We start from the raw sequence: 25,541 nt of genomic DNA on the forward strand, positions 1-25,541 counted from the left end.
ACGGCTACAAGTGCAGCAGCGGCTGCCTGCGCAACACGCTAGATTGGCGCTTCACGGCAGGGAGAACCATGCGCGCGCCGCTGCAGCAAATCGAAACGACTGAGCAACTGCCGCAGTCCGCGGACGCGGTGGTGATCGGCGCCGGCATCGTCGGTGTCTTTACGGCTTATTACTTGGCCCAGCGCGGTCTGAAGGTCGCGCTTGTCGAAAAGGGGCGAATCGGCGCCGAGCAGTCCAGCAGAAACTGGGGATGGTGCCGCCAGCAGAACCGCGACGCCCGCGAGTTGCCGATGGCAACAAGAAGCTTGGACCTGTGGGACAGCTTTGCGGCAGAGACCGGTGAAGACACCGGCTTCCGGCGCTGCGGCCTGCTCTATCTCAGCAATGACGAGGCGGAACTCGCCGGATGGGCGCGTTGGCGTGATTTCGCCAAAACCGCTGGAGTTACCACGCACATGCTCGACAGTGCCGAGGCCACAGCGCGGGGCCTCGGCACCGGCCGGACCTGGACAGGCGGCGTCTTCTCGCCGACCGACGGCACCGCCGATCCGTCGCGGGCCGCGCCCGCGGTCGCCCGCGCTATCCTCAAGCTCGGGAGCTCCGTGCACCAGAATTGCGCCGCGCGCGGTATCGAGACCGAGGGCGGGCGCCTGAGCGGCGTGGTCACCGAAAACGGAACGATCCGGACCAAGCTGGCGGTCCTGGCCGGCGGCGCGTGGGCGTCCTCCTTCTGCCATCAGTTCGGCTTCCGCTTTCCGCAGGCGTCGGTCCGATCCTCCATCCTGTCCGTCTCGCCCGGCGCTGAGGGCCTGCCGGATGCGCTGCATACCGCAAAGATTTCGGCCACGCGTCGCGGCGACGGCGGCTACACGCTCGCCATAAGCGGACGCGGCCGCGTGGACGTCACGCCGCAGCAGCTGCGCTTCTCGTCGCAGTTCCTGCCCATGTTCCTGAAGCGGCGGCGAAGCCTCGCGCCCGGCGGTCTGCAGGGTGTGCGCTCGGGCCACGAAACGCTCCGGCACTGGCGGCTCGACCAGCCGACGCCAATGGAGCGGATGCGCATCCTCGATCCGACCCCGGACCAGGCGACCATCCGCCTGACCCACGCCCGGGCGCTCGATCTGCTGCCGGCACTGCGCCAGACCAGGATCAATGCGGCCTGGGCCGGCTACATCGACAGCACGCCGGACGGCGTGCCTGCCATCGGCGAGATCGATACTGTGCCGGGTTTCTTCCTGGCTGCCGGATTTTCGGGACACGGCTTCGGCATCGGACCCGGCGCCGGGCATCTCGTCGCCGATCTGATGACCGGGTCGGAACCGGTCGTCGATGCGACATCCTATGATCCGCGCCGCTTCGACGGTTCGGTCTGGGGCAAAGTCGCCGACTTCTAGGATGTGATCCATGCTGACATCCGGGCCAGGCATTGGCAATCGCATCAGTGCTCCCGGAGAAACGCGCCGACAGGCGTTGGTCGGACAGGGGCCTGCGCGCGAAACCGGCCAACTGCATCTGGCGCGCAGCCGGCTCGTGCCGCGACGAGTTCGACGGCGGCCAACTGGCAATAGCGTCCCTGGCATCGGCCCATGCTGACGCGCGACAGCGATTTCACCCTGTTTGCTTCGCCGCCGCCAAAATCAACATTTTCGCGCACATCTCGGGCGGTCACATTCTCGCAGCGGCAGACGACCGCATCGTCGGGGAGCGCCCGCGCCATCACCGCTGGCCAGGGAAAGGCGGAAGCCAAGCCGCAGGCAAAGCGCTCGAGCCGTGCAAGCTCCCGCAGATCGGCCGCGCTGGAGGGCGCTGGAAATCCAAGATCGGCAAGGCACGCCGCTGCAGCCAGACGCCCGGCGATCTCCGCCCCGTCCGCTCCCAGAAGACGAGCCCCATCGCCAGCCAGATAAACGCCGTTGCCAGCCCGCCCCATCTGGTCGGTCTTCGGCAGCCATTGCCGCCACCGCTCGTCATAGGTGAAGGCGCATCCCGCCAGGTCGGACAGATGCGTCTCCGCCCGCAGGTGCCAGCCCATGCCGATCATGTCGCAAGGCGTATGCTGCTGCCGACCGCCGGCATCACGCCAGCGCAAGGCCACGACACCTTGCCCGTCGGCCTCGATGCGCTCCAACGTCACGCCCGCATGATAGCGGCGGCCCAGCTTCGCTCGCAGAGCCAGGCCACGCAGCGCGACCAACGGCCGGGCCGCAAGTCCAGAGAATCCGCGCATTTGCTGGCGCCAAGAAGATGTATCCAACACCGCCGCCACATCGGCTCCAGCCTTGACAAGCTGGGCGCCGATCAACGTCAGCAAAGGCCCCGATCCGATCAGGACGATCCGCTGCCCCAGCGCCACGCCCTGCGCCTTGAGCGCGATCTGTGCCGCACCGAGGCTGTAGACTCCGGCGCTCTGCCAGCCCGGGACCGGAGCGACACGGTCGGATGCACCGGTCGCAAGGATCAGGCGGTCATGGAAGAGCACCGGCACGCCCCCCTCACCCAGCACGTGCAGCCGCCCCTCTTGCACGGCGATGACCGAGCTTCCCGCGCAATGGGTAAGCCGCCCCTCTGCGGACAGCCGGTCGAAGAGCGCATGCAGTGCGCAGGCCTTCGCCGCCTCCGACCCGTAGAGCTGCTCCGGCGTGCGGGTGAACCCGTCTGGCGGGCGCCGATAGATCTGTCCTCCTGCACGCTGCGCTTCGTCGATCACCACCGGGTGGAGTCCGGCCTCGACCAGCGTTGCCGCGGCCCTTATGCCGGCGGGGCCGGCGCCGACGATCACGATCCGAGGCGGCGGGGTCTCGCTCACAGCCAGCTCTCCGATGGCATCGTGCGCAACCGCATGCCTTCGCTGAGAAGTGTCGAGCACGCCCGCAGGCGCGGTCCCTCGTCCTGCCAGACCCAGCAATCCTGGCAGGCTCCCATCAGGCAAAAGCCAGCGCGCGGCTCGGCTCCGAACTCGGACTTTCGCAACGCGTGCCCTGACGCCAGCATGGCGGTCAGCACGGTGTCGCCCGCAAGCGCTCCGCACCTCTGCCCGTCGAGATAGAAATGCACCTCTGCCCGGTTGAACTCGGCCAGCCTGACGATGCGGCCGGCGGTGATCATTCCGCCGCCTCTCGCACCGTGCCAGGACGAGGCAGTTCGGGGAACCGTTCGCAGACCGCATCGAACGCCGCCTGGACGCCCTCCGGTCCCCAGCGCCCCTTCATGCGGCGGAAGATCTCCGTCTTGGCGAAGAACCGCCAATGGATCGGCAAGTCCCTCAGTATCGTGGTGAGCCGGTCGTAAGCCAACGGAGTCCACTGCGCTTCATAACCGTCGCGCTCCGGACCGAAATGGAAGTGGCCGGCGGCCGGCTCCTGCCGCGCACGCAGTTGCCCCGTTGCCTGCTCGTCGATCTCGCCGCCGTGCATGACGACGCCATAGTCGTGCTCGGCAGCTGTCGCCGAGACGTAGCCGCGCCGCACATCCTGTGCGACCCGCCAGGGTTCACGTTGACGTGGATCGCCGCGTCCGCCGCCTCCCGCGGAGCGGATCTCAAGCACATCGCCGGGCTGCAGCACAGTGGTGTCAATGTTGCCCAGCCGCCGCTCGTGCTCGGTCCCTGGATTGACGATCATGTCCGACAGGCCGGCTGCCTTGCCGCCCAGCAGGCCCCAGGGACGGAAGAAGCTGCGGTCGCGGTTGCGGGCCGTGATCCTGGAATCAGGAGCAAAGACGCGGAAGGCCATCTCTGTCGCCAGCCCGCCGCGCCAGCGGCCCGCGCCGCCACTGTCCCTGGCGAGCCCGTATTTCACGAATTCGACCGGGGTCTCGGTCTCGGTGATCTCGATCGGCGTGTTCTTGAGATAGGCGGCATCGGCGCCCGAGCCATTGGTGCCATCACGATGCGGCATCGCGCCGCCGCCACCCACCACGGGATTCACCGCCGTGATGACGGTCCGGCTGGTGCGCTCGTCCGTGGTCATGACGTTAACGATGCAGTTGTTGCCGGCCGGCGCCGCGGGCAGGCGTTCAGGCATCACCTGCGAGAAGGCGCCGAAGATGACCGACCGCAGTCGGGCGCAGGTGAGCGAGCGCATGCCTACGGCGGCGGGGTATACCGGGTTCAGCACGGAACCCCGGGGCGTGATGCAGGTAAACGGCCGGGTCAGGCCGGTGTTGAGCAGGATCTTGGGGTTGAGGGTATAGAGCACGTAGTAGACCCCCACCAGCAGCATGGTGTGTCGCGGATCGCCGCCGGAAGGCACGTTGAGCGAGGAGCCGAGCTGCGGATCGGAGCCGGTGAAGTCGAGCACCGCCGCATCGCCCTTGATCGTCAGCGTCAGCTTCAGCCGGCACGGATTGGCCTCGACGGAATCCTCGTCGGCATAATCGGCGAACTCCCATGTGCCGTCGGGCATGGAACGCAGCACGTCGCGCGCCTGCGCTTCCGCCTGGTCGAGAAGCGCGGAAACGCCTTCGATGAAGCCGGCCTTGCCGAACTTTCGTACCATTGCCTGGATCTTGCGCTCGCCGGTGTTGAGCGCACCGACCAGCGCTTTGATGTCGCCGATGTTAAGGTCGGGCTTGCGCACATTGGTGCTCATGATCCGCAGGATCGACTCGTCAATGATGCCCTCATTCACCAGCTTCATGGGCGGAAAGCGGATGCCTTCCTGATGGATTTCGGTCAGCGCCCGGCTGAGCGAAGCCGGCACCGCGCCACCCATGTCGGTGTTGTGGATATGGCCACCGGTCCAGGCGACGATGTCGTTGTCAACGAAAACCGGCTTCCACAGATGCGTGTCTGGCGCGTGCGTGGCGACGTGGCCGGAATAGGGATCGTTGGTGAAGGCGACATCTCCCGGCCGATAGTCGTCGACCATCGCGATCGCGCGGCGATACGAAAGCCCCGGGTACCAGGTGGCACCGAGTTCCATCGGCACGGCGAAGGTCGCGCCTGAACGGTCCATCAGCATCACCGTGAAATCCTGCGTCTCCTTGACGAAAGCGGAGTGCGCGGTGCGGTGCAGCGTGTACGCCATGTTCTCGGCGGCCGCGCGGGCATGGTTCGCCAGAACCTGAAGGTTTGTCCGGTCAAACATGGCATCACTCCGCGAAGGTCAGCAGAAGGTTGAGATGGCGGTCGACCCTTGCCTGCGCTCCGGCAGGAATGGCGAAGGTGGTGTCTTCCTGAACGACCACGGCAGGCCCGTGGAACGTGCTGCCCGGCACGAGGCTCTGCCGGTTGTGGAGGTCGACGGTCTCGACGCTCGCGCCCGTGTAGACCGCAAGACTGCGCGCCGGGATGGCCTGAGCGTTGATCTCGTCGGTCTCCGGGAGGGAGAGCTTCGGCCCCGCGCCCACTGCGGACAGCCGCACGTTCACGAGCTCGATCTCGCCATCAACGTCGTGGAAGTCGTAGAGCTGCTGATGGGTGAGATGGAAGGCCTGCGCGATGGCGGCCGCATCACCATCTGCCAACCATTGCGGCGACAGGACAACCTCGATCTCATAGCTCTGCCCGACATAGCGCATGTCGCAGGAGAAAATGAGATCCGCGGCCGCGTCGTGCCCCTGCGCCGCAAGCCAGTCGCGCCCCTCTTGCGCCAGGGCCTCAAAGGCCTCGTGAATTCCGGCGAGCGACACGCCCGAGAGCGGGGTGAAGATGGTGCGAATGAAATCCCCGCGCAAATCCGCCACCAGTCCGCCGAGCGCTGACACCACGCCGGGGCGGCGCGGCGCCATCACGCGCTTCATGCCGAGTTCGCGGGCAAGAAAAGCGCCGAGCATCGGCCCGCCACCGCCGAAAGGCATTAGCGTGAAGTCGCGCAAGTCGACGCCGGCGCGCGAGGCGAGCTTCTCGACCTCGACGAACATCTCCGACACCGCGATATCGAGGATCGCCTGCGCGGTCTGCTCGATGGGGCGGCCGAGCCGAGTGGCAAGCTCGCCGACCGCGCGATGCGCCAGGCCGGTGTCGATTCTGAGCTGGCCATAGGCCATCTCGCTGTGACCGAGCCATCCACACACCACCATGGCGTCCGTCACCGTCGGCTTGTCGCCGCCACGGCCGTAGCAGGCCGGTCCCGGCGTCGAACCTGCCGATTCCGGTCCGACCCGCAGCACCCCCTGCGCGTCGATACTGGCAATCGAGCCGCCGCCGACACCGATCGAACTGACCGACACGGAGGGGATATGAAGTGGAAATTCGCCGATCAGCTCGCCGGTGCCGAACTGCGCCTCGCCACCGATGATGAGCGCGAAGTCGGCCGAGGTGCCGCCGATGTCGAGGGTAAGAACTTTGTCTTCGCCTGCCTGACGCGCCAGCCACGAGGCGCCGATGACACCGGAGGCCGTTCCCGACAAAAGCATATTCACGCAGGCGCGCTTGCCTTCGGCGGCGTTCATCAGTCCGCCATTCGACTTCGTCAGCATCGGACGCGCCGGCACGCCACGGCTTTTCAACCGCTGTTCCAGCGCCGTCAGATAGCCGCAGACGCGCGGATGCACATAGCCGTTGAGGATGGCGGTCGAGCTGCGCTCGTATTCGCGGATGACCGGCCAGACCTCGGCCGAGGAGAAGACGAAGAGGTCGGGTGCAAGACGCGTGATCGTCGCCTTCACTGAGGCTTCCTGAGCGGCATTGCGCCAGGAATGGAGGAAGGAAACGATGATGCCTTGCGCCCCATTCGCTTTTGCCGCTGCCACCGCCTTTTCCACCGCCTCCATGTCCGGCGCCCGGGATTCGCTCCCATCGGCCCGCATGCGGGCCGGAATGCCGAAAACCATGTCGCGCGAGATCAGCGGCTCCGGCCGTGCGCAGAACAGCGAGTACATGTCCGGCATGCGCAGCCGCGCCATTTCGATGACGTCCTCGAAGCCGGCATTGGTGAACAACGCGAGCGATGCGCCCTTGCGCTGGATGATCGTGTTGATGCCAACCGTCGTACCGTGCACGAAGCGCGTCATACGGGCAGGATCAAAGCCTTCGCGTTCGGCCAGAAGCGTGAGGCCCGTCATAAGCTCGGCGCCCGGATCCTCCGGCGTCGTCAGCACTTTCAGCGAGGCGACGCGACCGGAGCGGGCTTCGAGCGCGCAGAAGTCGATGAATGTGCCGCCGATATCAACGCCGACCTTCCAGTCGGTTTCGTTCCGCGCCTCGTTGGCCGCGATGACACCATCCATGATGCGTCCCTTCCTGTCTGCCAACCAAAGCTGACACGACAGGATGGCCATGGTCCAAGACGTATGGAGAGGAATGACATAAGTCTTGCTTATGACCTGGCACCGCCCAGCACGACGGAACAGGCGGTGCGGATCTGGTCGCGCATTATCTCATCGGCCCGCGAGAGAGCGCGTGTGCGCGACGTCAGCAGCGCGATAGGAAATTCCGGCCCGTTCGCGAGCGGCCTGACGGCAAGCCCGGCAAACTGGTGCCAGGGCAGCAGCGCGTCGACCAGGGCGACACCCAGGCCGGCCTGGACGAAGCCGACCGCCGAGATGGAAACATCGATTTCGAGCGACGGCGAAAGCGCCAGACCTTGCGCGCGGGCCGCGTGGGCCAACTCGTCGGCGGGGCGGGTGTTTCCGCGATAGGATATCAACTCTTCCCCGGCGAGATCGGCGAGGGTCAACTCGGTTTTTCCGGCCAATGCATGCCCGGCGGGCAGCAGGCAGGCGAAGCCGACACTGCCGATCACCTCTGCGTCGATATCGGGAGGCAGCCGGTCGTCCAACGCCACGCCGAGGCTGGCATCGCCGGCGCGCAGCATGTCGACGATCGCCGCGATCGGCGCGCTATGGGAACGCAGCAGAATATCGGGATGCTGCGCGCGGAAGCTGGTGAATGCGCGCGGCAAGATAGCCATGGCCGGCGGCGGCGAGGCCGCGACCCGCACCAACCCCGTCCGGCCCAAACGCAGGTCGGTGGTCTTGCGGCGCAAGCCTTCCAGTCCCGCCGACAGCCTCTCGGCATCGGCGAAGATCTCGAGCGCCTCCGGGGTCGGCCGCAGGCGGCCCTTCACCCGCTCGAACAGCGTGAAGCCGAGTTCATCCTCGGTGTGGAGCAGGATCTGGCTGAGCGCAGGCTGGGAGATGTTCAGCGTCCGCGCCGCGGCGGTCACGGTGCCCGCGCGCATGACGGCGATGAACACTTCGAGCTGACGGGCACGCATTGCCACTCCATAGGCTTAGCTTATGGTTGTTGTCCAAACCCATCTTTGACGCAATGACGCGATGCCGACAAGATCGGCGCCTTCAGGGATTGTTCGCTCCGCACGAGATGAAAATGACATTTGGTCGAACAGCCATCATCTAGCTCTTTGTTGGAGCATGATCTCCTGGACAAACGGAAACCGTTTGTCCGAGAAAACCGGTTCCCACTTTTCGGGATCATGCTCTAGGGAATAACCATGGATGTGATCGTGCTGGGCGGTGGGCTGATGGGGACGGCTTCGGCCTATTTCCTCGCCCGGCGCGGCGCGCGCGTGACGCTGATCGAGCGCAATCGGGTCGGCACTGGAGCGACAGTCGCCTCGTTCGGCAACATCCGGCGCACGGGACGCCATCTGTCCCAGCTTCCACTCGCCCACCGCTCGCTGCGACTGTGGGGCGAAGCCGAAAAGATGCTTGGCCGCGACGTCGAGTTCCGCGCCACCGGTCATGTCCGGCTGATCTTCGATGAAGGAAGCCTTGCCGACATGCGGGCCTATGCCCAAGCCGCGCAGCCCTGGGGCCTCGAGCTGGAAGAACTCGGCCCACGCGAGATTAGCGCCCGCTTTCCCGGCCTCGGCACCGACGCGATCGCCGCGTCATTTTCTCCGCATGACGGCAGCGGCAATCCGCGGCTGATCGCGCCGGCCTTTGCCGCGGCGGCCCGCAGACTGGGGGCGCAAATCATCGAGGGAGCCGAAGTCGAGAAGATCACCTATGCGGGCTCCGGTTTCCTTATTACCAGTTCGAAGGGCTCATTCGCCTCCGAGTGCCTGCTCAACACCGCCGGAGCCTGGGGCGCGCGCATCGCCGCTGAGTTCGGCGAAGAAGTCCCCCTCGACGCCCGCGGCCCGCAAATGGGCGTGACCGAACCGCTGCCGCATCGGATCTTGCCGGTGGTCGGCATCTGGACGCGCGATAAGGACCATGGCGCCTATCTACGCCAGGTCGAACGGGGCAATATCATCTTCGGCGGCGCGGCCGAAAGGGTCGCGGTGGACCTCGATCCGGGCCACGCGGTCGCCGACCCCACACGCCTCCAGATGCAATTGCGCGCCGTCGCGCGGCTGCTCCCGGCAATCGCGCATGTCTCGGTCATCCGCACGTGGTCCGGCTGCGAGGGCTATATCCGGGACATGCTGCCGGTCATGGGACGCTCGGCGACGACACCCGGCCTGTTCCACGCCTTCGGATTCAGCGGACATGGCTTTCAGCTCGGCCCGGGTGTGGGCGACGCCATGGCCGAGCTCATCGCGACCGACCGTTGTGAAACGCCACTCGACGATTTCAGGATCGATCGCTTCGGCCGCGCAGCCTGAAGGGACTGAGCTCACGGTATGTGACCAGGCTCGGCGATAAAATCCCGCCTCGCCGCGTCTCGCGCCAGCGCCTCAACGATTCGCTTCAACAGTTCATCCTTGTGAGGGCCGGCCAAATCGAGAATGGTTTGCACCTCGACGCCATCGGCCGTGAAGAATCGAACTGGGGAGTATTTTTTCTTTCGCGCCATAGTGAGCTCACCAAATGGGTTTGGAATAAAAGCAGCGCCGTGAAAGACATTACGAAACCTAAAAGGACACGGCAAATACCCTAAGGCATTCGCATTCTGGCTGTCGCCAATCTTCGCCACCCTGCCGCTGCTTCTTCAATCCTGTCTAGCAATCGTCGGCATTCACCTTATCCTGGGGGATGAAAGCCGTCCTTTTATCACGCCGCTGCACGCCTTCGCCGCACGCGTGCGTCGCAGGCATTCTGGCGCTGAGATGGATGCGCTAAGAATCCCTGCAAGCGAACTAACCAATCGTCACGCGCAAGATGCGGGTGCGTTTGGCCAAAAAACAGAACGGAACGGAGATGTTGCGATGCTGTGTCCAGCAGACCTTCGACACCACGGAGTACCTCCTCGCCGGGACAGTGGCGCCCGATGTCGGGGTGACGCCGCGTAGGCCAATTTTCGAACGGTCAAGGGATGGTAGCGCCCTCCCGCTACCACCATTCCCCCACTCCTTTGACGCCGTGGGGGAAGGCGCGCTCGCCCAAGAGTGCTGTCAGCCGACCGGCGATTTCGACTTCAACCCCGCCGGTTCTCGACGGATCTCGAAACACCGTGACGGTTTCGACCAGGTCACGCATTGCCCCTGCACATTCGGAATCGCCAGAAGCAATGCCCTTAGCAAGCCCGGTCTGGAGTTGGTTTAGTTGTTCCTCGTAGCGGGCGAGCACCGCAGGGTGCAGCGCGATCACTCCGGTCGCAGCGGGTACCCGATCCAACTCTGCCAAAATGCACTTGCGCTCTTCATTCAGTGTTGTTGATTGCGGTCCCAGTACAGCTGGGTCGCCGTGGCCTTTGGCAATGGCGTTGACCAGCCGCTCGATCTCCCGAGTTAGCTCTTCAAGCCGTCGCTCCAAACGGGTGCGCCTAGCATCGGTATCGGCTGCCAAGCGCTTCCGTTCTTCGTGGTAGGCCTTGCTCACTCGGCCGGCCTGACCCCGACGGACTTTGTGAGCGATGTCCTCTCGATAGAGTTGCCCAACAAGCCCGCGAAGTCCGACCAAGACTGTGTTCACCACACCCTCGTGGACGGCACGAATTTCGATGCCAAGAAACGAAAGGCGTTTGTGAATGCCGGCAAGGTCTTTTATATCGCATCATGCCAACAGTTGCCCTCGATAGCCTCCAACCCTAGACCGAGCGCCCATCCGTTCATGCATCACCCAGCGAGGCAGCTAGGGGAGCTCGAGTGCCGCGATCATTTCCTCGCAGGCATCGACCTCATCCTGGCCGGCATTGAAGCGGCCTGTTCGACACTCCAAACATGGGCCAGCTGTCGAAGAGGTTTGCCCGGTTCAGATTTTGCGGACCTGCCGTTCGCCCATACCCTTTGAGATTTCACACGCGTCTTGGTGACCTTCTACGATTGTTCTCCAACAAACGCCGTGTACACGCCGCTTAATTCACGCCGCCGATTGCAGTCCCTATTGTCAATCGCGCCGCTAGTCCGATCCGGAACGTGCCTATCCAGATCCTGCCAGCCACGATCGAGATAGCTACACCGACAGAGACTTTCCCCACAGCTGGGAATAACTTCGCGGCACGTTGCATAGATTTATATAAAGCAGTGCGCGAGTCGGTCGGTCGCCTCTTTGACCGAGGCGCGGGGCGTGGATGGCGAGGCCATCATCGAGCCGCCCTCGCCGGTTGGAACAACAGTAATCGAGGTCTGCGCAGTTCACCTCACGGTGCTCAGTTCTTCGGTAAGCACGCGCTCGTCCGGATCGATCGGACCGAGCTTGCTGACGACCCGAAAGCGACCGCCCTCCGCCCGCGCAATGTACATATTCATTCGAACATGGTGCTGGCCGCGTACCATCTCGGCCGGGCCGCCCGGGCCCTCGTTGATCCGGGCATGATCGAGCGCCCGGATGACCGAGTCGCGCTCAACCGTGCCGGCTTCCCTCACCGCCGCTTCCCACATCCTGATCGCCCGGTAGTGGCCGGTGCAGCCGCTGCCTGCGGTCAACATCGCGCTGCCGGGGAACCGTTCGCTGTAGCGGCGCAACAGCGCGCGACCGAACGGATCGTCGAGTTCCTGATAGTAGTCGAGGCAGCTGTAGAGGCCCTCGATCTGATCGGACGGCACCAGGTTGAGGAAGTTCTCGTCGAAATAGGTGCAGACGATCTTGCCGCCGCGTTTGCCGAAGCCGGCCTTGTGCAGTTCTTCCAGGAACGGCGTCAGACCCGGTGGGACGATCGTATTGAACACCACCTCGGCACCGCTCGCCATGATCTGCTGCACCGTCCGTCGGAAATCGACGGTGTCCAGCGGGAAATACTCCTCGCCGACGATCTCGCCGCCATTGGCGCGCACAACCCGGCTTGCCGCCTTGTTCAAAATGTGGGGCCAGATGTAGTCGGCCGACGGCAGATAGAAGCTTTTCGCCCCTGTGGTCTTCATCAGCCACGGTATCAGCGGTTCGACCTGCTGCGCGGGCACCGGACCCGTGCAGAAGATCAAGGGGTCGTTCTCCTGTCCCTCATACTGCTCGGTGTAGATGTAGAGCGTTTTGCCCCGTGTCACCGCCTCGCTCTTGATGGCCAGTCGGGTCGAGCTGTAAATGCCGCCGACGACCAGGTCGACCTTGTCGACATCCACAAGTTTGGCGGCGCTTGCCTTGGCAGCGCTGTCGGTGGTCTCGCCATCCTCGATGATGAGCTTCACCGGCCGACCGAGGAGGCCGCCGCCGGCGTTGATGTCGTCGACAAGCATGGTCGTAAGGTTGGCGTTGGCAATGCCCATGAAGGACAACGGGCCGGTGAGTTCGGCGATGAGGCCGATCTTGATGGGATTCTGGTTCATCTGATCTCTCCGATATTGTGGGGTTTCGTCGGGCGCACCGCCGCCACGGATGGCAGACGGCGCGCAGCGCGAAGGTCAAGCCTCGTAGTGGCCGAGCAGCAGTGCCGCCTGCGGCTTGCCGACATGGCCGGCTTCCTGCAGGATAGCCGGCACTTCCGGATCCGACACGAAGTTCTTCCAGCCCTCGGCGTCCCAGTCGAAGATCGCCCATACGCGGTCGGGCTCGCTCGGGTCGCGGAATACGGTTGCGCCGTTCGAGCCGTGCAGCCGGCGCTTGTCGGCGCCCTTGGTCGAAAAAATATGGATGAAGTGGTCGACGTCCGCGACCTTGGTCGTTGCGAGAAGCATCTGATTTCCTCCTGTCGGTCGCGGCCACTATCGGTCCGTCGACAGGATCACGATGCGCGCCTCGCGGCCGACGCACATGGGGTGTATTCCCTATGGCTGCGTTTCGCCTGGCCTGACGAGGCCGTGCTCGACCGCATAGAGCGCGGCGGCCGCACGGGTGGCCACGCCGATCTTGGAGTAGACGCTCTGGATATGATGGTCCGCGGTCTTTGGCGAAATGTCGAGCCTGCGCGCCGTTTCCTTCGCCGTCAGGCCGGCGGCGATCAGGCGCAGCACCTCGATCTCCCGCGGCGTCATGCCGGCCAGCGAACGCGGGGGCGGCCGTCGCGACGGCTGTCCGGCGAAGGACAGTACCGCCTCGGTGGCGTCGGGGCAGATGCACCCCTCGCGGACGGCGGCCCGCAACTGCGTCGCCGCCGCCTCGCTGGAGAGCGCCTTGCGATGAGGGCGCTCCTCCCGCGACGTCTGGAACGCTTCGGCGGCGGCCAGGATCCTCGCCGCCGGGGACAGGTCGGAGCCGCCGACCTTGCGGTGATAGCCCGAGCCGTCCAGGCGTTCGTGATGACGCAGCACCATCCCGGCCATGGCGTCGCCGTCGCGGCCGAACGAAGCCAGCGCCCGCTCGCCGTAATAAGCGTGCAACTGTGCCGCGTCGCGCTCGCGGACGGACAGGGGACCGTTGCGCATCCAGGTGGCCACTGGCACCACCAGTTCGCCGATGTCATGGATGCAGCCCGACCAGCGCAGGGCGCGGACGTCGGGCTCGGGCAGCCCGAGCCGTCGTGCTCCGCCCTCGGCCAGTTCCGACACCATCCGCGAATGGCCCTGCGTGAACGGCATGCGCATGTCGATCATGTCGGCGATGGCGAGGAAAGCTTCGTCGCAAGCCGCCTCGTCCAGCGTCACCGGCGGATCGGGCTCCAGTGCCAAAATGGTCTCGCGATCGACCGTCGCGCCGATGCCCTCCATAAGCGCGGGCGCGTTGGTGGAGACGAGCCGGGCCAGCTCCGCTTCGTAGGCACCATCGCCGCGACTGGCGATGGTTTCGGCCATCGCATCGATGCCAACGGCGTCGCTGAGCGCAATGACATCCTGTGCCAATGTAATCAGGCGCACGGCCGGCAGGACGTCCTCGCCGCTCAGCCCGCGCGGAAGGCCCTTGCCGTCCCAGCGTTCGTATATCTGTCCAAGGTTGCGCCGGATCTCGCCGGACAGGCCGAGCCGCACGCCGATCCGCTGCGCGACCTCGCAATGGGCGGTGAGCACCGGGCGGGCCACAGCGAGCGCCTGCGACATCGCGGCCTCAATCGCCTTGGCCTGCGCATCGGGGTCGAGATCATAGTAAAGCCGCTTGAAGGCCTGCACGAAGACCCTGCCCAGTTCCGCCCGGTTGCCCATGTCGAGACCGACGAGATCCTGGCGGAGCGCGATTTCATCGCCGAAGGTGGCCGACAGAAGGTCGGTGTCGGCATTGCAACCGACATAGCGCAGCATCGACTGGTGGTAGGCATTGCGCCGAACCTCATCGGAAACGCCGGCAAACTCGGCGATCCGCATCGCAAGCACGCAGGACTTCAGCGCAAAATCGCGGGAATGGCCGGTCGCGAGGTCCGATGCATAAGCGAGGACCATCATGAAGTCCGCTCGGCGTATCGAGACTTCTGCCATCGCATACCCCACTCCGCAGATATGCTATCCTAGCGCGCCCCTAACACCAAGGGCAAAAGCCGCGAGCCGGATGTGCATGCTGGAGAGGGCGGGGCAGCGACCGTTTGGGGCAGTCTCCGGGCGATGGGCCTTCAGGCGGCAGATCATATAGAGGCCCGTTAAAAGGAGGGCTGATCTAAGCGACAGAACCGCGAGGCGGACAGAACGGCTTCTCACACCTGACTTCCATTTTGAGAAGCTTCGTGCTCAGCGAAGGTCAAGGCCCCAGCCAACACCGCAATCGGGTGCACCCTCATTGCGGACAGCCCAGATTCAGCTTTCTCGGTCGGGGCCGAATGGGCACCCTCCTGAAGGCTCACAGCTAGATTCGAAAGGGCAAGGCAAGTCTCGCAGGTGCGAGGTCCTTCATGCTTGCTCGCGCCTCCCAAGGTCGCAGCAATTACCTCCGCTCCCCACCAATAGAGACGTGCCCCTTCCCGCCCAAGCCTTGAATGCGGCGGTGTGGGGCGTCGTTACCAGTTCGTGACAATTGACGTTTGGATGTCCCGGCCATCGGGTATTTTCCTGTGAAAGGCCGCAGGACGACTTGACGGACTCGCCGCTAGGTCTAATTTGGTAGTCGTTCTCATGTGCCTAGCCCGTCCTTCCCTGTGGCTTGGGTGCATCAACGGCGGTGATTGGGAAAATCACCGCCGTTTGGATTCGAGGCCCATCGCAATCAACAAAGCAACTGGTCTTGCACACGCTCACTTCCGGGGCGGTGCTTTGTCAGCGCTGGCATCCACTCGATTCTTGCTGAAATTCCGGCTAGCTTGGCGACTGATGACTCAGTTCTGGTCGGAGAATCACAATCAGACCGCCCGTCAAGAGATTGATGGGCAGCACCTTTGGTCCCCCAAGACCGAGGGCAATGGCGCACGAAGTGCGTCCCACAACAGATATGGGCCGAGCGACGCCTGGCGACCAACCAATTGGCTATATGGGCAGAATAGCGGAATTCGCCTTGACCGCTTCCAACCGATGGAGTTCGGAGACACCGGAACTTTTTGGAAGCAAGAGGGATGATTTCTGCCGATCTTTTGGATACCACATTCCCCTTCGATCCCTCCCAAAACGACAACAGGGAGTCTCGGCCCGCTCCCGCAAGGCTATATTCGCTACCCGTCAAGTTTCGGAGTTAGACAATCGGAAGGCCTGTCTGACAGGCATTCCACAGAAGCAGTACATTATTGAAATGGCGACCTCATATTTCAAAGCCAAGATGGTTTCGAAGCCGGCGCGTCGCTCACGGTCCCTCAAGGCGAGAATTCTAAGAGACGTTCAACAATGACCCAGCACGCAGAAAACGCTCGAATTCTCATGTACAGCCACGACACGTTCGGGCTTGGCCACTTGCAGCGCTGCCGAACAATCGCGCATTCGCTGGTCGAGGACTTCCGCGGACTTCAGGTGCTTATCATTTCGGGTGCGACTATCGCTGGCGCGTTCGACTACCGAGCCCGTGTCGACTTCGTGAAGATCCCCAGCGTCATCAAGTTGCGCAACGGCGAATACACCTCGCTGGAAAAGGATATCGATCTGCATGAGACGCTGAGAATGCGCCAGTCGATCATCCGCCACACAGCCGAGACCTTCCGGCCGGATATCTTCATCGTCGACAAGGAACCGCTCGGCCTGCGCGGTGAGATTGAGGATACTCTGTCCTACCTCAAGACGCGTGGCACCACGCTGGTGCTTGGCCTGCGCGAGGTGATGGATGCGCCGCACCTGCTCGAGGCAGAGTGGGCGCGCAGGGATGTGATGCGCAAGATTGGCCTGTTCTACGACAAGGTCTGGGTCTACGGGCCGCCGGATTTCTACGATCCGCTGACCGGCCTGGATGTGCCGCCGACCGTCAGGGCAAAGATGAGTTTCGTCGGTTTCCTGCAACGAAGCTTGCAGCGGAACGAGTTGCCCGGCCACCGGCCCGAGGGCGATTATATCCTGGTCACCACCGGTGGCGGCGGCGACGGTGCCGAATTGATTCACGACGTCATCGATGTCTATCAGCAGGATCCGCAACTGCAGCACAGGGCACTGATCGTGCTTGGGCCTTACATGCCGGCCCGCAAGCGCAACAAGCTGCTCAAAAAGGGGGCCAAGATCCCCTACATCAAGATGATCGAGTTCGACAACCGCATGGAAGACCTGATTGCCGGCGCCAAGGCGGTGGTGGCCATGGGCGGTTACAACACCTATTGCGAGATATTGTCTTTCGACAAGCCGGCGCTGATCGTGCCGCGCATCGAGCCACGCCAGGAACAACTGATTCGCGCTCGGCGCGCAGCCGAACTCGGCCTCATCGAGCTGCTTTTGCCGCACGAAGCCAAGGACTCCCAGCGATTCGCCGATGCACTAGTGGCGCTGCCGGAGCGGTCCCGCCCCTCACAGAGTAACCCGCATCTGACGCTGGAAGGGCTGCCTCACATTTCCGAGATTGTCGCGGAATTGCTCGACCGGCGGGCCGGCCATCATCTTTCTGTCGTTGAAGGAACGAACTGACTTGCAACGTCGCAAGATCGTCGTGGTCCTGAAGGGCTATCCGCGGCTGTCGGAAACTTTTATCGCACAGGAACTGCTCGGTCTGGAACGCGCGGGGTTCGATTTGATACTCGTCGCACTCAGGCGGCCCACCGACGCAAAACGGCACCCCGTACATGACGAGATCAAAGCGCCGGTCCACTACCTGCCGGAATATCTGCATGACGAGCCGCTACGCGTGCTTCGCTCGCTGTTTGCCTATTTGCCGCGGCCGAGCTTCTGGCGCGCGCTCGGATCGCTGGCCGCCGATATCTCCCGCGACTTTACGCGCAATCGCGCACGCCGCTTCGGGCAAGCGCTCGTGCTGGCGGCCGAATGGCCGGAAGGAGCGGGATGGTTGCATGCGCATTTCGTGCACACGCCGGCATCGGTCACGCGCTACGCCAGCCAGCTACGTAGTCTGCCCTGGAGCTGCTCAGCCCATGCGAAGGACATCTGGACTTCGGCGGACTGGGATTTGGCTGGCAAGCTTTCCTCGGCCCGCTGGACAGTCACCTGCACGAAAACCGGCTTCGATCGACTGGAAAAACTCGCCAAAGGCAACTCGTCTGTGCATCTGAGCTATCATGGGCTCGACCTTCATCGCTTCGGCAGTTTTGGCGACGCGCGACAACAGCATGACGGCTCGGAGCGCGGCGGAGCTGTTGTCGTTCTGAGTGTCGGGCGCGCCGTCGAAAAGAAAGGTTACGATACCTTGCTCGAGGCGCTTGCCCTCTTGCCTGGCGATTTGGCCTGGCGTTTCGAGCATATCGGCGACGGCGAGGAACTGGAACGGCTCAAGGCGCTGGCGCAAAAGCTCGGACTCGATGATCGCGTCGCCTGGAAAGGCGCGCTTGCGCAGGAGCAGGTGCTTGAGCACTACCGCTGCGCCGACATCTTCGCCCTGGCCTGCAGGATCACGGCAAATGGCGACCGGGACGGCTTGCCAAATGTTCTTGTGGAGGCAGCTAGCCAGCGGCTTGCCTGTGTGTCCACCGATGTTTCTGGTGTGCCGGAGCTTATATCGTCCGATGAAACCGGGCTGCTGGTACCGACAAACAGCCCAATCGCCCTGGCACAGGCGCTGGAGCGCCTGATCCGGGATCCCGTCCTGCGCGCCCGCCTAGGCGACGCCGCAGAGCGGCACGTGCGCGGCAATTTCGATCATGTGGCGAGCATTGGACAGCTCAAGGAATTGTTCGAGCGCGAGTGGCGGGCCGTCAATTGAAGCAACTGCGTGCCTTCCTCTATGTCCAGCACCTGCTCGGTATCGGGCATCTCGCACGCACCAGCCGCGTCGCGGCGGCTCTGGTCGATGACGGGTTTGACGTGACGATCGTCACCGGCGGAGCGCCGGTTGCAGGGTTTCCGGGACTGGGGGTAAAATCTGTAACCCTGCCACCTGTCACCTCCGGTGATGAAAGATTTTCCGGACTTGTCGACCTGCACGGCATACCCATCGACGATGATTTCAAGAAACGCCGTTCAGAGATGCTGCTCCAGGCATTCCGGGATTGCAGGCCTGATGTCGTGATTGTCGAGGCGTTTCCATTTGGACGCCGGCAGATGCGATTCGAACTCTTGCCGCTGATCGAGGCGATCAACGCGACGTCGCCCAGACCGCTACTGGCGACGTCCATCCGTGACATCCTTCAGGAACGCGTCAAGCCGGGCCGAAACGAGGAAACGGTTGATCTTGTCAATACGCATTTCGACCTTGTTATGGTCCACGGCGACCCGGCTTTCGCAACCATCGACAAGACATTTCCCCTGGCCGGGGCGATCAAGGCCGAGGTCACCTACACGGGGCTCGTCGCCGCGCCGCCATCGCCCGCGGCCTCCGAGCGCTTCGACGTTCTGGTGTCGGTTGGCGGCGGAGCTGCCGGAAAGAGCCTTGTCAGCTCCACCATCGCAGCGGCGCGGAGTGCCAAGAACGGTTGGAAATGGTGTTTGATCACCGGCCCAAACCTGCCGACAAACGAGTTTGACGCGATCGCACGCGATGCCACGCCGGGCCTGTCCATCTTCCGGTTCCGAGAGGATTTCGCCAGCCTGCTGACCGGCGCCCGCCTGTCAGTCTCGCAGGCAGGTTACAACACGGTCTGCGATGTCCTGCGCGCGGGTTGTCGCTCCCTGCTCGTTCCATTTGCAGCCGGCGGGGAAAGCGAACAGACGGTTCGCGCCCTGATGCTCGAAGAACTCGGTCTTGCAACGGTGCTGATGGAAAAGGACCTAACGCCTGAAGGTTTGGCGCAAGCGATCGAAGAGGTGCTTGTGGCACCGAGACCATCCGCGCATCGTCTCGATCTGGAAGGCGCCCGCCACTCGGCGCAAATCCTGCGCGACCGGTATCGAACATGGTCCCTAAAAAGGGGGCCCGGTTTCAGAGAAGCTCATGATCAAACGGACGATGGATCCTAAAGCGGTTCATCGTTTCACGGAAAACGCAGAACCGCTCTATCTCGTGCGACGCGGGTCAAGCCGTTGTTTTTATGTATGTCGCAGCCCCAAAAGCGCCACGCACTGTTGGGCGAAATGCATTAGACAGTTCCAATCAGCATGAAGCGCGTATAATTTTTTGTCGGCAGTTCGCCGGAGAACCGCACCTCCCGTAGCGCCGCCATTGCTTCGAAGGCCGCCAGCGAAGCCACGCAGTTGACGTGCGTCGGCTCGCTGAAATAATCGTTCGATTGCAGCAGAACATTCGTGCCCCGCGGAAGCAGAGCAAGCCAGGCGCGCAGATCGGCTATGTGTTCGCAGCTCGTATTGACCGTCAGGTCGGGACGCCCGGCCGCATAGTCGAGTGCATACATATCTGCCGTCAACGCCCGGAACCGGTCGCCGGCTTCCCGATTGAGGGTCAGGGCGACCGGCGCGACTTCGGGATCGATGTCGATGCTGTCGACCGCCGCGATGTCGAAGCGGGCATCGCTGAAAAGCATTGCCGGCAGTACGCCGTACCATCCACCCAGAACCCATATGCGCCCGAACCGGCCGCCGCAGCTTTCGAACAGCCTATCGAGCGCCCACATCTTGCAGGCGACCTGCTTGTGGTTGAAGGCGTTGGCGATATCGGCCTTCGGGTGCTTGGCGATGACGCGCGCCAGCCCTGCCACGAGAGGGCTTTTGACATAGGCCGCAATTCCTCGGGTGAGGTCCAAGGCTTGCTCGTGCCCGTCCATGCCGGCATTGCGTGGTTGCGTGACATCCATCATATTCGCCTTGTATGTTGGGATTTCGGGCGACACAACGCAATCTTGCTGAGCGCAGCACTACTTCCGTGCACTGCAGCTTCGAGCTTGTCATTGGCGACGAAGAAATTGCCGATACGCCATTCGCCAGCAGGTGCTTTTGCATCCATCCTTCCAACTGAGGTCCACAGTCGCATATGGAACCCAGCCTAGCCCGCTATATCTGGACGCACACCAAGAAGCAGCAGGTCTGGATATTGCTGATCGTCGTGCTCTCGATGATCCCGTATTTCATGTCCTTCAACCTGCCGAAGCTGATCGTCAACGGCCCGATCCAAGGCCGCGGCTTCGAGCAACCCGGCGCGACCCTGCCATTCATGAGGTTGCACTATAACCTGCCGTTTATTGGCGAGGTCCTGTTCTTCTCCGGTTTTCAGCTCGGCCGCAAGGCGACGCTGCTTGCCCTGAGCATTGTGTTCCTCTTGCTGGTCGTCATCAACGGCCTGTTCAAACTCTATATCAACACCTACAAGGGCCGTCTCGGCGAACGCATGCTGCGGCGTATCCGCTTCGATCTTGTCGATCGTGTGCTGCGGTTTCCGCCGATTTACTTCAAGCGGGTGAAATCCGCCGAAGTGGCGACCATGGTGAAGGACGAGGTGGAGCCCTTGGGCGGTTTCATCGGCGATGCCTTCCTGCAGCCGGTGCTGCTCGGCGGCCAGGCGCTGACGGCCATGCTGTTCATCATGGTCCAGAACGTCTGGCTCGGAATGATAGCGGTCGTGATCGTGGTGATCCAGATCGTGCTCATCCCGCGAATGCGGCGGCGGCTACTCGTGCTCGGGCGCCAACGGCAATTGACGGCGCGCGCGCTTTCGGGCCGTGTTGGCGAAATCGTCGATGGCATCGGCGCGGTTCACGTCCACGATACGTCAAACTACGAGCGCGCCGACATAGCTGCCCGGCTCGGGCTCATTTTCAAGATCCGCTTCGATCTTTACCAATGGAAATTCATGGTAAAGTTCCTCAACAATTTTCTCGCGCAGCTCACGCCCTTTCTGTTCTACATGATCGGCGGGTATCTGGTCATCGGCGGCCGGCTGGACGTCGGCCAACTCGTGGCCGTGATCGGCGCCTACAAGGACTTGCCCGGACCGATGAAGGAACTGATCGACTGGGATCAGGATCGGCAGGATGTCCAGGTCAAATATCAGCAGGTCGTTGAACAGTTCACCGTGGAGGGTCTCATTGCGCCTACAATCGGGGCGTTGGCGATCGACGATCCCGATCCGATGACCGCCCCCCTGTCGGCAATCGGTCTGTCCATAGCAGACGATGGCGGTGCGATCCTTCTCAACCGTGTCTCCCTCCAGGTCAAGCCGGGTGAGACGGTAGCGCTGGTCAGCACCGCAACAGGCGGAGCCGAAGCGCTTGCAGAAGCCTTTGCGCGGCTGAACTGGCCCGACAGCGGAAGGATCGTTTCGGGCACCGACGACCTGCTTGAACTCCCCGAAGCGGTGACCGGACGTCGCATGTCGTATGCCTCGTCGGATGTTTTCCTGTTCCAGGCAAGCCTCCGCGATAACTTGCTCTACGGGTTGAAACATGCGCCGCTGACACCGGTGACTTATGACGGTGCAGCGGCAGACCAGCACCGCTGGAACATCGAAGAGGCGCGCCGGTCCGGCAATCCGGATCTTGATATCCGCAGCGACTGGATCAACTATGCTTCCGCCGGCGCTACCGGCCCGCACGACCTCTTTGAAGCCGTGCGCCGGGTGCTCGACGCGGTTATTCTGTCGCGCGACATTCTGGACCTTGGCTTGCGCTCTTCGGCCGACCTCAAGCGTCACACGGAACTTGCCAGGCGGATCGTCGAACTGCGTGCGGCGTTGCGAACCCGGCTTGAACAGGAAGGGCTGAGCGGACTGGTGGTTCCTTTCGAACCGGGCGCCTACAACAAGGAAGCAACGATCGGCCAGAACCTGCTCTTCGGCGCTGCGGCCGGCCCTGAACTGGCGGATAGGGCGCTGGCGGCCAACCCCTATTTTGCTTCTGTGCTCAATGAAGCCGGTCTCGACCGCACGCTCTACGAAATGGGCATGGAAATCGCCGAACAGGCGATCGAGCTGTTCGCCGACCTGCCAGCCGATCACCAGTTCTTCCAGCAGCTCGCCTTCATGAGCGCCGAGGAGATACCGGCCTACGAAACCTTGCTGCAACGGCTCAAGAACCGTCCCTACGAGGCGGTTTCGGAGACCGACCGCGCCATGATCGTTAGCTTGAGCTTTGCCTATATCGAGCCCCGGCACCGCTTCGGCCTGCTAAGCGATGAGCTGATGAGCAAGATCGTCACTGCCCGCAACCGGTTCTATGAAAACCTGCCGACCGAGCTGCATGACGCGATCGAACGGTATGATCCGGGCAAATACATCGCCGCGGCTACTGTCATGGATAATGTGCTGTTCGGGCGTGTGGGCAACAACCACCCCGACGCGCCGGACCGCATACGCTCCATCCTCTATGACCTTCTTGATGAGCTGGGGCTTTATGGCGAACTTCTCAATGTCGGCCTGGATTTCAACGTCGGCGCCGGCGGCAGGCGGCTGACCGGTGGACAGCGACAGAAGCTCGATGTTGCCCGAGCGCTGCTCAAGCGTCCCGATTTTCTCATTCTCAACCGGCCGCTGTCGGCGCTCGATCAACGCATGCAAGATAAGGTGTTGCGGAACGTTCTCGAGGAAGCCAGACGCGACGGCCATTCGCCGGCAATTGTCTGGGTGGTGACGAATCCGTCCATGGCGATGATGTTCGATCGCGTCATCGTGTTCGACTCGGGTGAATTGGTGGAAGACGGAACACACGAGACACTTTTGGCAGGCAACGGTGTCTTCAAGGAACTGGTGTCGTAGAGCGACGAGATACGGAACCAATTCCATCTGGGCGCGCGTTGCTCTAGTCTGGCAAACGCGAATTTTGAGGTTTGCGACAATGCTGCTCAAGGATGAAGTTGGAATGCTGCAACGCGTTCCCTTGTTTTCTGGCATTGAGTTGACAAAGCTCAAACTGCTTGCGTTCACATCCGATCGCGTCAGCTACGGCGCGGGCCAGATCCTTTTCCGGCAGGGCGACGAGGGAGATGCCGCCTATGTCATCCTTTCAGGCAAGGCAGATATTCTGGTTGATTCCGACAGAGGGCCGTTAAAAGTAGCCGAAATGGCGCCAAATTCGATTGTTGGGGAAATCGCCATACTGTGCAACAGCTCGCGCACAGCCACCGTCAGAGCGGCAAGTCAGCTGGAAGTCCTGAGAATCCGCAAGGATCATTTCCTGAGACTCATGAAGGAGTCCCCGGAAATGACCATCGAGATATTGCGGGTTCTTGCCGATCGCCTAAGCCACACCACCGCCGATCTGATCGATGCACGAAGTGCCAAATAGCCAATGAGATGCGGTCGACGCTCCCCGTCATGATAGCGCAAGCCTCTGGCTGAGAGGGTCACTGGAGGAAATCGGCAAATTTCGGGCGGAAAACGGTTCACACTTTTCCTGGTGCTCTAGCGGCAGTTGTTTGGCTACGATGAGCGACGGGACTGCGAAGGGGCTACCATGGACGACGACGTTTTCCTGGTCAGGTTTTGGGGCGTGCGCGGCAGCATTGCGGTATCCGGGCCGGAATTCGTTCGCTATGGCGGCAACACAAGCTGCATTGAGATGCGATGCGGCAAGCATACGCTTCTATTCGACGCGGGCTCTGGCCTACGGCCTGCCGGCAGGGCGTTTCAGGCGGCGGATGTGACCGACTTCGACCTGCTTTTCACTCATTGCCATTACGATCACATCATCGGGCTGCCGGCTTTTGCGCCGATCTTTGACCCGAGTGTCAAGCTTACCGTTTGGTCCGGGCATCTTGCAGGACGCATGACGACCCGACAGATGGTCGATGAGTTCATCCGGCCGCCGTGGTTTCCGGTGAAAACGGACGTCTGCAAGGCAAAGCTCGACTGCCGCGATTTCGTGTCCGGAGACGTGCTTCGGCCGCGCGAAGGGGTGGTGGTTCGGACCGGCAGCCTTACCCATCCGGGCGGCTGCATAGGCTACCGGGTCGAATGGGGCGGCCGCGTCGTGGCGGTGATCACGGACACCGAGCACGAGACGGGCAAACTCGATCAGTCGGTGCTCGGCCTGATCGACGATGCCGACCTCGTCATTTACGATTGCACCTATACCGAGAAGGAATTGGAACGCCGCCGCGGTAACGGCCACTCGACATGGCAACAGGGCGTCAAGCTCTGTGAGGCGGCCGGTGCGCGGGGGCTCGCGCTGTTTCACCACGATCCAGCACGCACCGACGAGCAACTGGACGAGATGGAGAAACTGGCCAAGGACAGGTTTGCCGGCGCGTTTGCCGCGCGGGATGGCCAGACCCTCGAATTTTCAGTCTCATCGCATAAAAAGCGCTGAGCTATTTCTTCTGCCGGCGCTGCGCGCGATCAATGTCCTGATCGGAAGCCATGCGCAGGCTTCAGTCCGTGTGGTGACTGCGAACAGCCGTTCGAGGAAAAGCCACGCCGATTCATCATGTACGAGATGGTGGGTGAGCAGGCCGACCGGTTCGTCGTCGAATGCATGCTGCAAGTGCGCGATGATAGCCTGAACCAATAGGCCGTGATCGCGGCAGCCGCGCGTGCCATGCCAATCCATGATGTCGACATTGCTGTTGATGACCGCCAGTGGAGCCGGCTTCGGCGGCCCATAGACCGACAATGCCGCAAATCCTATCGATCCAAGGTCGGATACCAGGCCGGCCTCGATCCTGTTCCAGGGGGGCACCAGCATCGGAACGGTGCGCGCGCCGTGCAGACCGGTTACGTGCGCCAGCCCGCCAGCCAGTTCATCGAGCACCACCTCGCGTGGCCGATGGGCGCCGAGTTCCTGCTTTTTCTGACCCTCGGGCGCATGATTTCGATGCACCCAGCCATGGATGGCGACCGTGGCATGCGGCGCCTCGTCAAGCCGGGCGACAAGCTTCTCATCAGTGAGGGCCGGAATGACGGCCAGAGTGACCGGAACCGCGAATTCACCGGTGAGATCGAGCAGCCGATCAAGCGCAGGCGTCGGATCCACGGCATCATCGTCGCGCAGCCAGAACTCTGCCTTACGACCGGCCCGCTGCCGGCCCGCCAGTTCTTCCATCAAGGGCTGCCAGATCCGATCGGAC

At 62.8% G+C, this 25,541-nt stretch carries 21 protein-coding genes; 9 read left to right on the forward strand and 12 right to left on the reverse strand.

Features of this window, described 5'->3' with window-relative positions:
• The first annotated feature begins 68 nt into the window (after nt 1-68).
• Nucleotides 69-1,394, forward strand: coding sequence for an FAD-binding oxidoreductase (locus tag FJ941_RS07620; protein WP_140504426.1), 1,326 nt, complete (start codon nt 69-71; stop codon nt 1,392-1,394).
• 44 nt (nt 1,395-1,438) lie between these two features.
• On the opposite strand, the gene FJ941_RS07625 is transcribed toward FJ941_RS07620, so the two are convergent.
• The 5 genes from FJ941_RS07625 to FJ941_RS07645 all read right to left on the reverse strand — a co-directional run bounded on the left by FJ941_RS07625 (nt 1,439) and on the right by FJ941_RS07645 (nt 8,159).
• Entirely contained in the window at nt 1,439-2,806 is a 1,368-nt protein-coding gene (locus FJ941_RS07625; RefSeq protein ID WP_140504428.1) for an FAD/NAD(P)-binding oxidoreductase, read from the reverse strand.
• On the reverse strand, nt 2,803-3,105 hold the full coding sequence (locus tag FJ941_RS07630) for a (2Fe-2S)-binding protein (protein WP_140504429.1): 303 nt from the start codon (nt 3,103-3,105) through the stop codon (nt 2,803-2,805). Before FJ941_RS07630 ends, FJ941_RS07625 begins: the two co-directional genes overlap by 4 nt.
• Nucleotides 3,102-5,087, reverse strand: a complete 1,986-nt coding sequence (locus tag FJ941_RS07635) for a hydantoinase B/oxoprolinase family protein (RefSeq protein ID WP_140504431.1) — start codon at nt 5,085-5,087, stop codon at nt 3,102-3,104. Before FJ941_RS07635 ends, FJ941_RS07630 begins: the two co-directional genes overlap by 4 nt.
• Nucleotides 5,088-5,091: 4 nt before the next feature.
• Complete coding sequence (locus FJ941_RS07640) at nt 5,092-7,170, reverse strand: hydantoinase/oxoprolinase family protein (protein ID WP_140504433.1); 2,079 nt, start codon at nt 7,168-7,170, stop codon at nt 5,092-5,094.
• Between the two features lie 89 nt (nt 7,171-7,259).
• A complete protein-coding gene (locus tag FJ941_RS07645; RefSeq protein ID WP_140504435.1) occupies nt 7,260-8,159 on the reverse strand; it encodes a LysR family transcriptional regulator in 900 nt (299 codons plus the stop codon).
• Between the two features lie 237 nt (nt 8,160-8,396).
• Here FJ941_RS07645 and FJ941_RS07650 point away from each other — a divergent pair, with 237 nt between their 5' ends.
• Nucleotides 8,397-9,515, forward strand: coding sequence for an FAD-binding oxidoreductase (locus FJ941_RS07650; RefSeq protein ID WP_140504436.1), 1,119 nt, complete (start codon nt 8,397-8,399; stop codon nt 9,513-9,515).
• Nucleotides 9,516-9,526: 11 nt separating this feature from the next.
• Here the strand turns inward: FJ941_RS07650 and FJ941_RS07655 are convergent, their stop codons facing one another.
• Nucleotides 9,527-9,826 carry a hypothetical protein gene (locus tag FJ941_RS07655; protein WP_140504438.1) on the reverse strand — a complete coding sequence of 100 codons (300 nt, stop codon included), beginning with the start codon at nt 9,824-9,826 and terminating at the stop codon, nt 9,527-9,529.
• 356 nt (nt 9,827-10,182) lie between these two features.
• Nucleotides 10,183-10,671, reverse strand: a complete 489-nt coding sequence (locus FJ941_RS07660; RefSeq protein ID WP_246673726.1) for a hypothetical protein — start codon at nt 10,669-10,671, stop codon at nt 10,183-10,185.
• 27 nt (nt 10,672-10,698) lie between these two features.
• Here FJ941_RS07660 and FJ941_RS29375 point away from each other — a divergent pair, with 27 nt between their 5' ends.
• A complete protein-coding gene (locus FJ941_RS29375; RefSeq protein ID WP_246673728.1) occupies nt 10,699-11,082 on the forward strand; it encodes a hypothetical protein in 384 nt (127 codons plus the stop codon).
• A gap of 344 nt (nt 11,083-11,426) precedes the next feature.
• On the opposite strand, the gene FJ941_RS07665 is transcribed toward FJ941_RS29375, so the two are convergent.
• The 3 genes from FJ941_RS07665 to FJ941_RS07675 all read right to left on the reverse strand — a co-directional run bounded on the left by FJ941_RS07665 (nt 11,427) and on the right by FJ941_RS07675 (nt 14,570).
• A complete protein-coding gene (locus tag FJ941_RS07665) occupies nt 11,427-12,554 on the reverse strand; it encodes a substrate-binding protein (protein ID WP_140504441.1) in 1,128 nt (375 codons plus the stop codon).
• Between the two features lie 75 nt (nt 12,555-12,629).
• Complete coding sequence (locus FJ941_RS07670; protein WP_140504443.1) at nt 12,630-12,902, reverse strand: hypothetical protein; 273 nt, start codon at nt 12,900-12,902, stop codon at nt 12,630-12,632.
• 90 nt (nt 12,903-12,992) lie between these two features.
• Nucleotides 12,993-14,570: an HD domain-containing phosphohydrolase gene (locus FJ941_RS07675; RefSeq protein WP_140504445.1), complete on the reverse strand. Its 1,578-nt coding sequence runs from the start codon at nt 14,568-14,570 to the stop codon at nt 12,993-12,995.
• A gap of 1,326 nt (nt 14,571-15,896) precedes the next feature.
• On the opposite strand from FJ941_RS07675, the gene FJ941_RS07680 reads away from it, so the two are divergent.
• Genes FJ941_RS07680 through FJ941_RS07690 form a run of 3 tightly spaced genes read left to right on the forward strand, consistent with a single transcriptional unit; the run spans nt 15,897 to nt 19,550 of the window.
• Nucleotides 15,897-17,111 carry a glycosyltransferase family protein gene (locus tag FJ941_RS07680; RefSeq protein WP_140504447.1) on the forward strand — a complete coding sequence of 405 codons (1,215 nt, stop codon included), beginning with the start codon at nt 15,897-15,899 and terminating at the stop codon, nt 17,109-17,111.
• Between the two features lies 1 nt (nt 17,112).
• The gene (locus FJ941_RS07685; RefSeq protein ID WP_140504449.1) at nt 17,113-18,357 is read left to right on the forward strand and encodes a glycosyltransferase; all 1,245 of its coding nucleotides are present in this window, start codon (nt 17,113-17,115) and stop codon (nt 18,355-18,357) included.
• Nucleotides 18,354-19,550, forward strand: a complete 1,197-nt coding sequence (locus FJ941_RS07690) for a glycosyltransferase family protein (protein WP_140504451.1) — start codon at nt 18,354-18,356, stop codon at nt 19,548-19,550. Before FJ941_RS07685 ends, FJ941_RS07690 begins: the two co-directional genes overlap by 4 nt.
• A gap of 119 nt (nt 19,551-19,669) precedes the next feature.
• Here FJ941_RS07690 and FJ941_RS07695 read toward each other — a convergent pair whose 3' ends face one another.
• Nucleotides 19,670-20,341, reverse strand: coding sequence for a class I SAM-dependent methyltransferase (locus tag FJ941_RS07695; RefSeq protein WP_140504453.1), 672 nt, complete (start codon nt 20,339-20,341; stop codon nt 19,670-19,672).
• A gap of 176 nt (nt 20,342-20,517) precedes the next feature.
• Here FJ941_RS07695 and FJ941_RS07700 point away from each other — a divergent pair, with 176 nt between their 5' ends.
• From FJ941_RS07700 to FJ941_RS07710, 3 genes are all read left to right on the forward strand, one after another.
• Entirely contained in the window at nt 20,518-23,232 is a 2,715-nt protein-coding gene (locus tag FJ941_RS07700) for an ABC transporter ATP-binding protein (RefSeq protein ID WP_140504455.1), read from the forward strand.
• Between the two features lie 79 nt (nt 23,233-23,311).
• Nucleotides 23,312-23,761 (forward strand): cyclic nucleotide-binding domain-containing protein, encoded by a 450-nt coding sequence (locus tag FJ941_RS07705; protein ID WP_140504457.1) that lies wholly within the window; start codon nt 23,312-23,314, stop codon nt 23,759-23,761.
• A 168-nt stretch (nt 23,762-23,929) separates the two neighbouring features.
• Entirely contained in the window at nt 23,930-24,784 is an 855-nt protein-coding gene (locus FJ941_RS07710; RefSeq protein WP_140504458.1) for an MBL fold metallo-hydrolase, read from the forward strand.
• Here FJ941_RS07710 and FJ941_RS07715 read toward each other — a convergent pair.
• Nucleotides 24,764-25,516, reverse strand: coding sequence for a polysaccharide deacetylase family protein (locus FJ941_RS07715; RefSeq protein ID WP_246673749.1), 753 nt, complete (start codon nt 25,514-25,516; stop codon nt 24,764-24,766). The genes FJ941_RS07710 and FJ941_RS07715 overlap by 21 nt on opposite strands.
• Nucleotides 25,517-25,541 lie beyond the last annotated feature (25 nt).

The organism is Mesorhizobium sp. B2-3-13 (assembly GCF_006442195.1).
In the GTDB taxonomy this organism is placed as follows: Bacteria; Pseudomonadota; Alphaproteobacteria; order Rhizobiales; family Rhizobiaceae; genus Mesorhizobium; species Mesorhizobium salmacidum.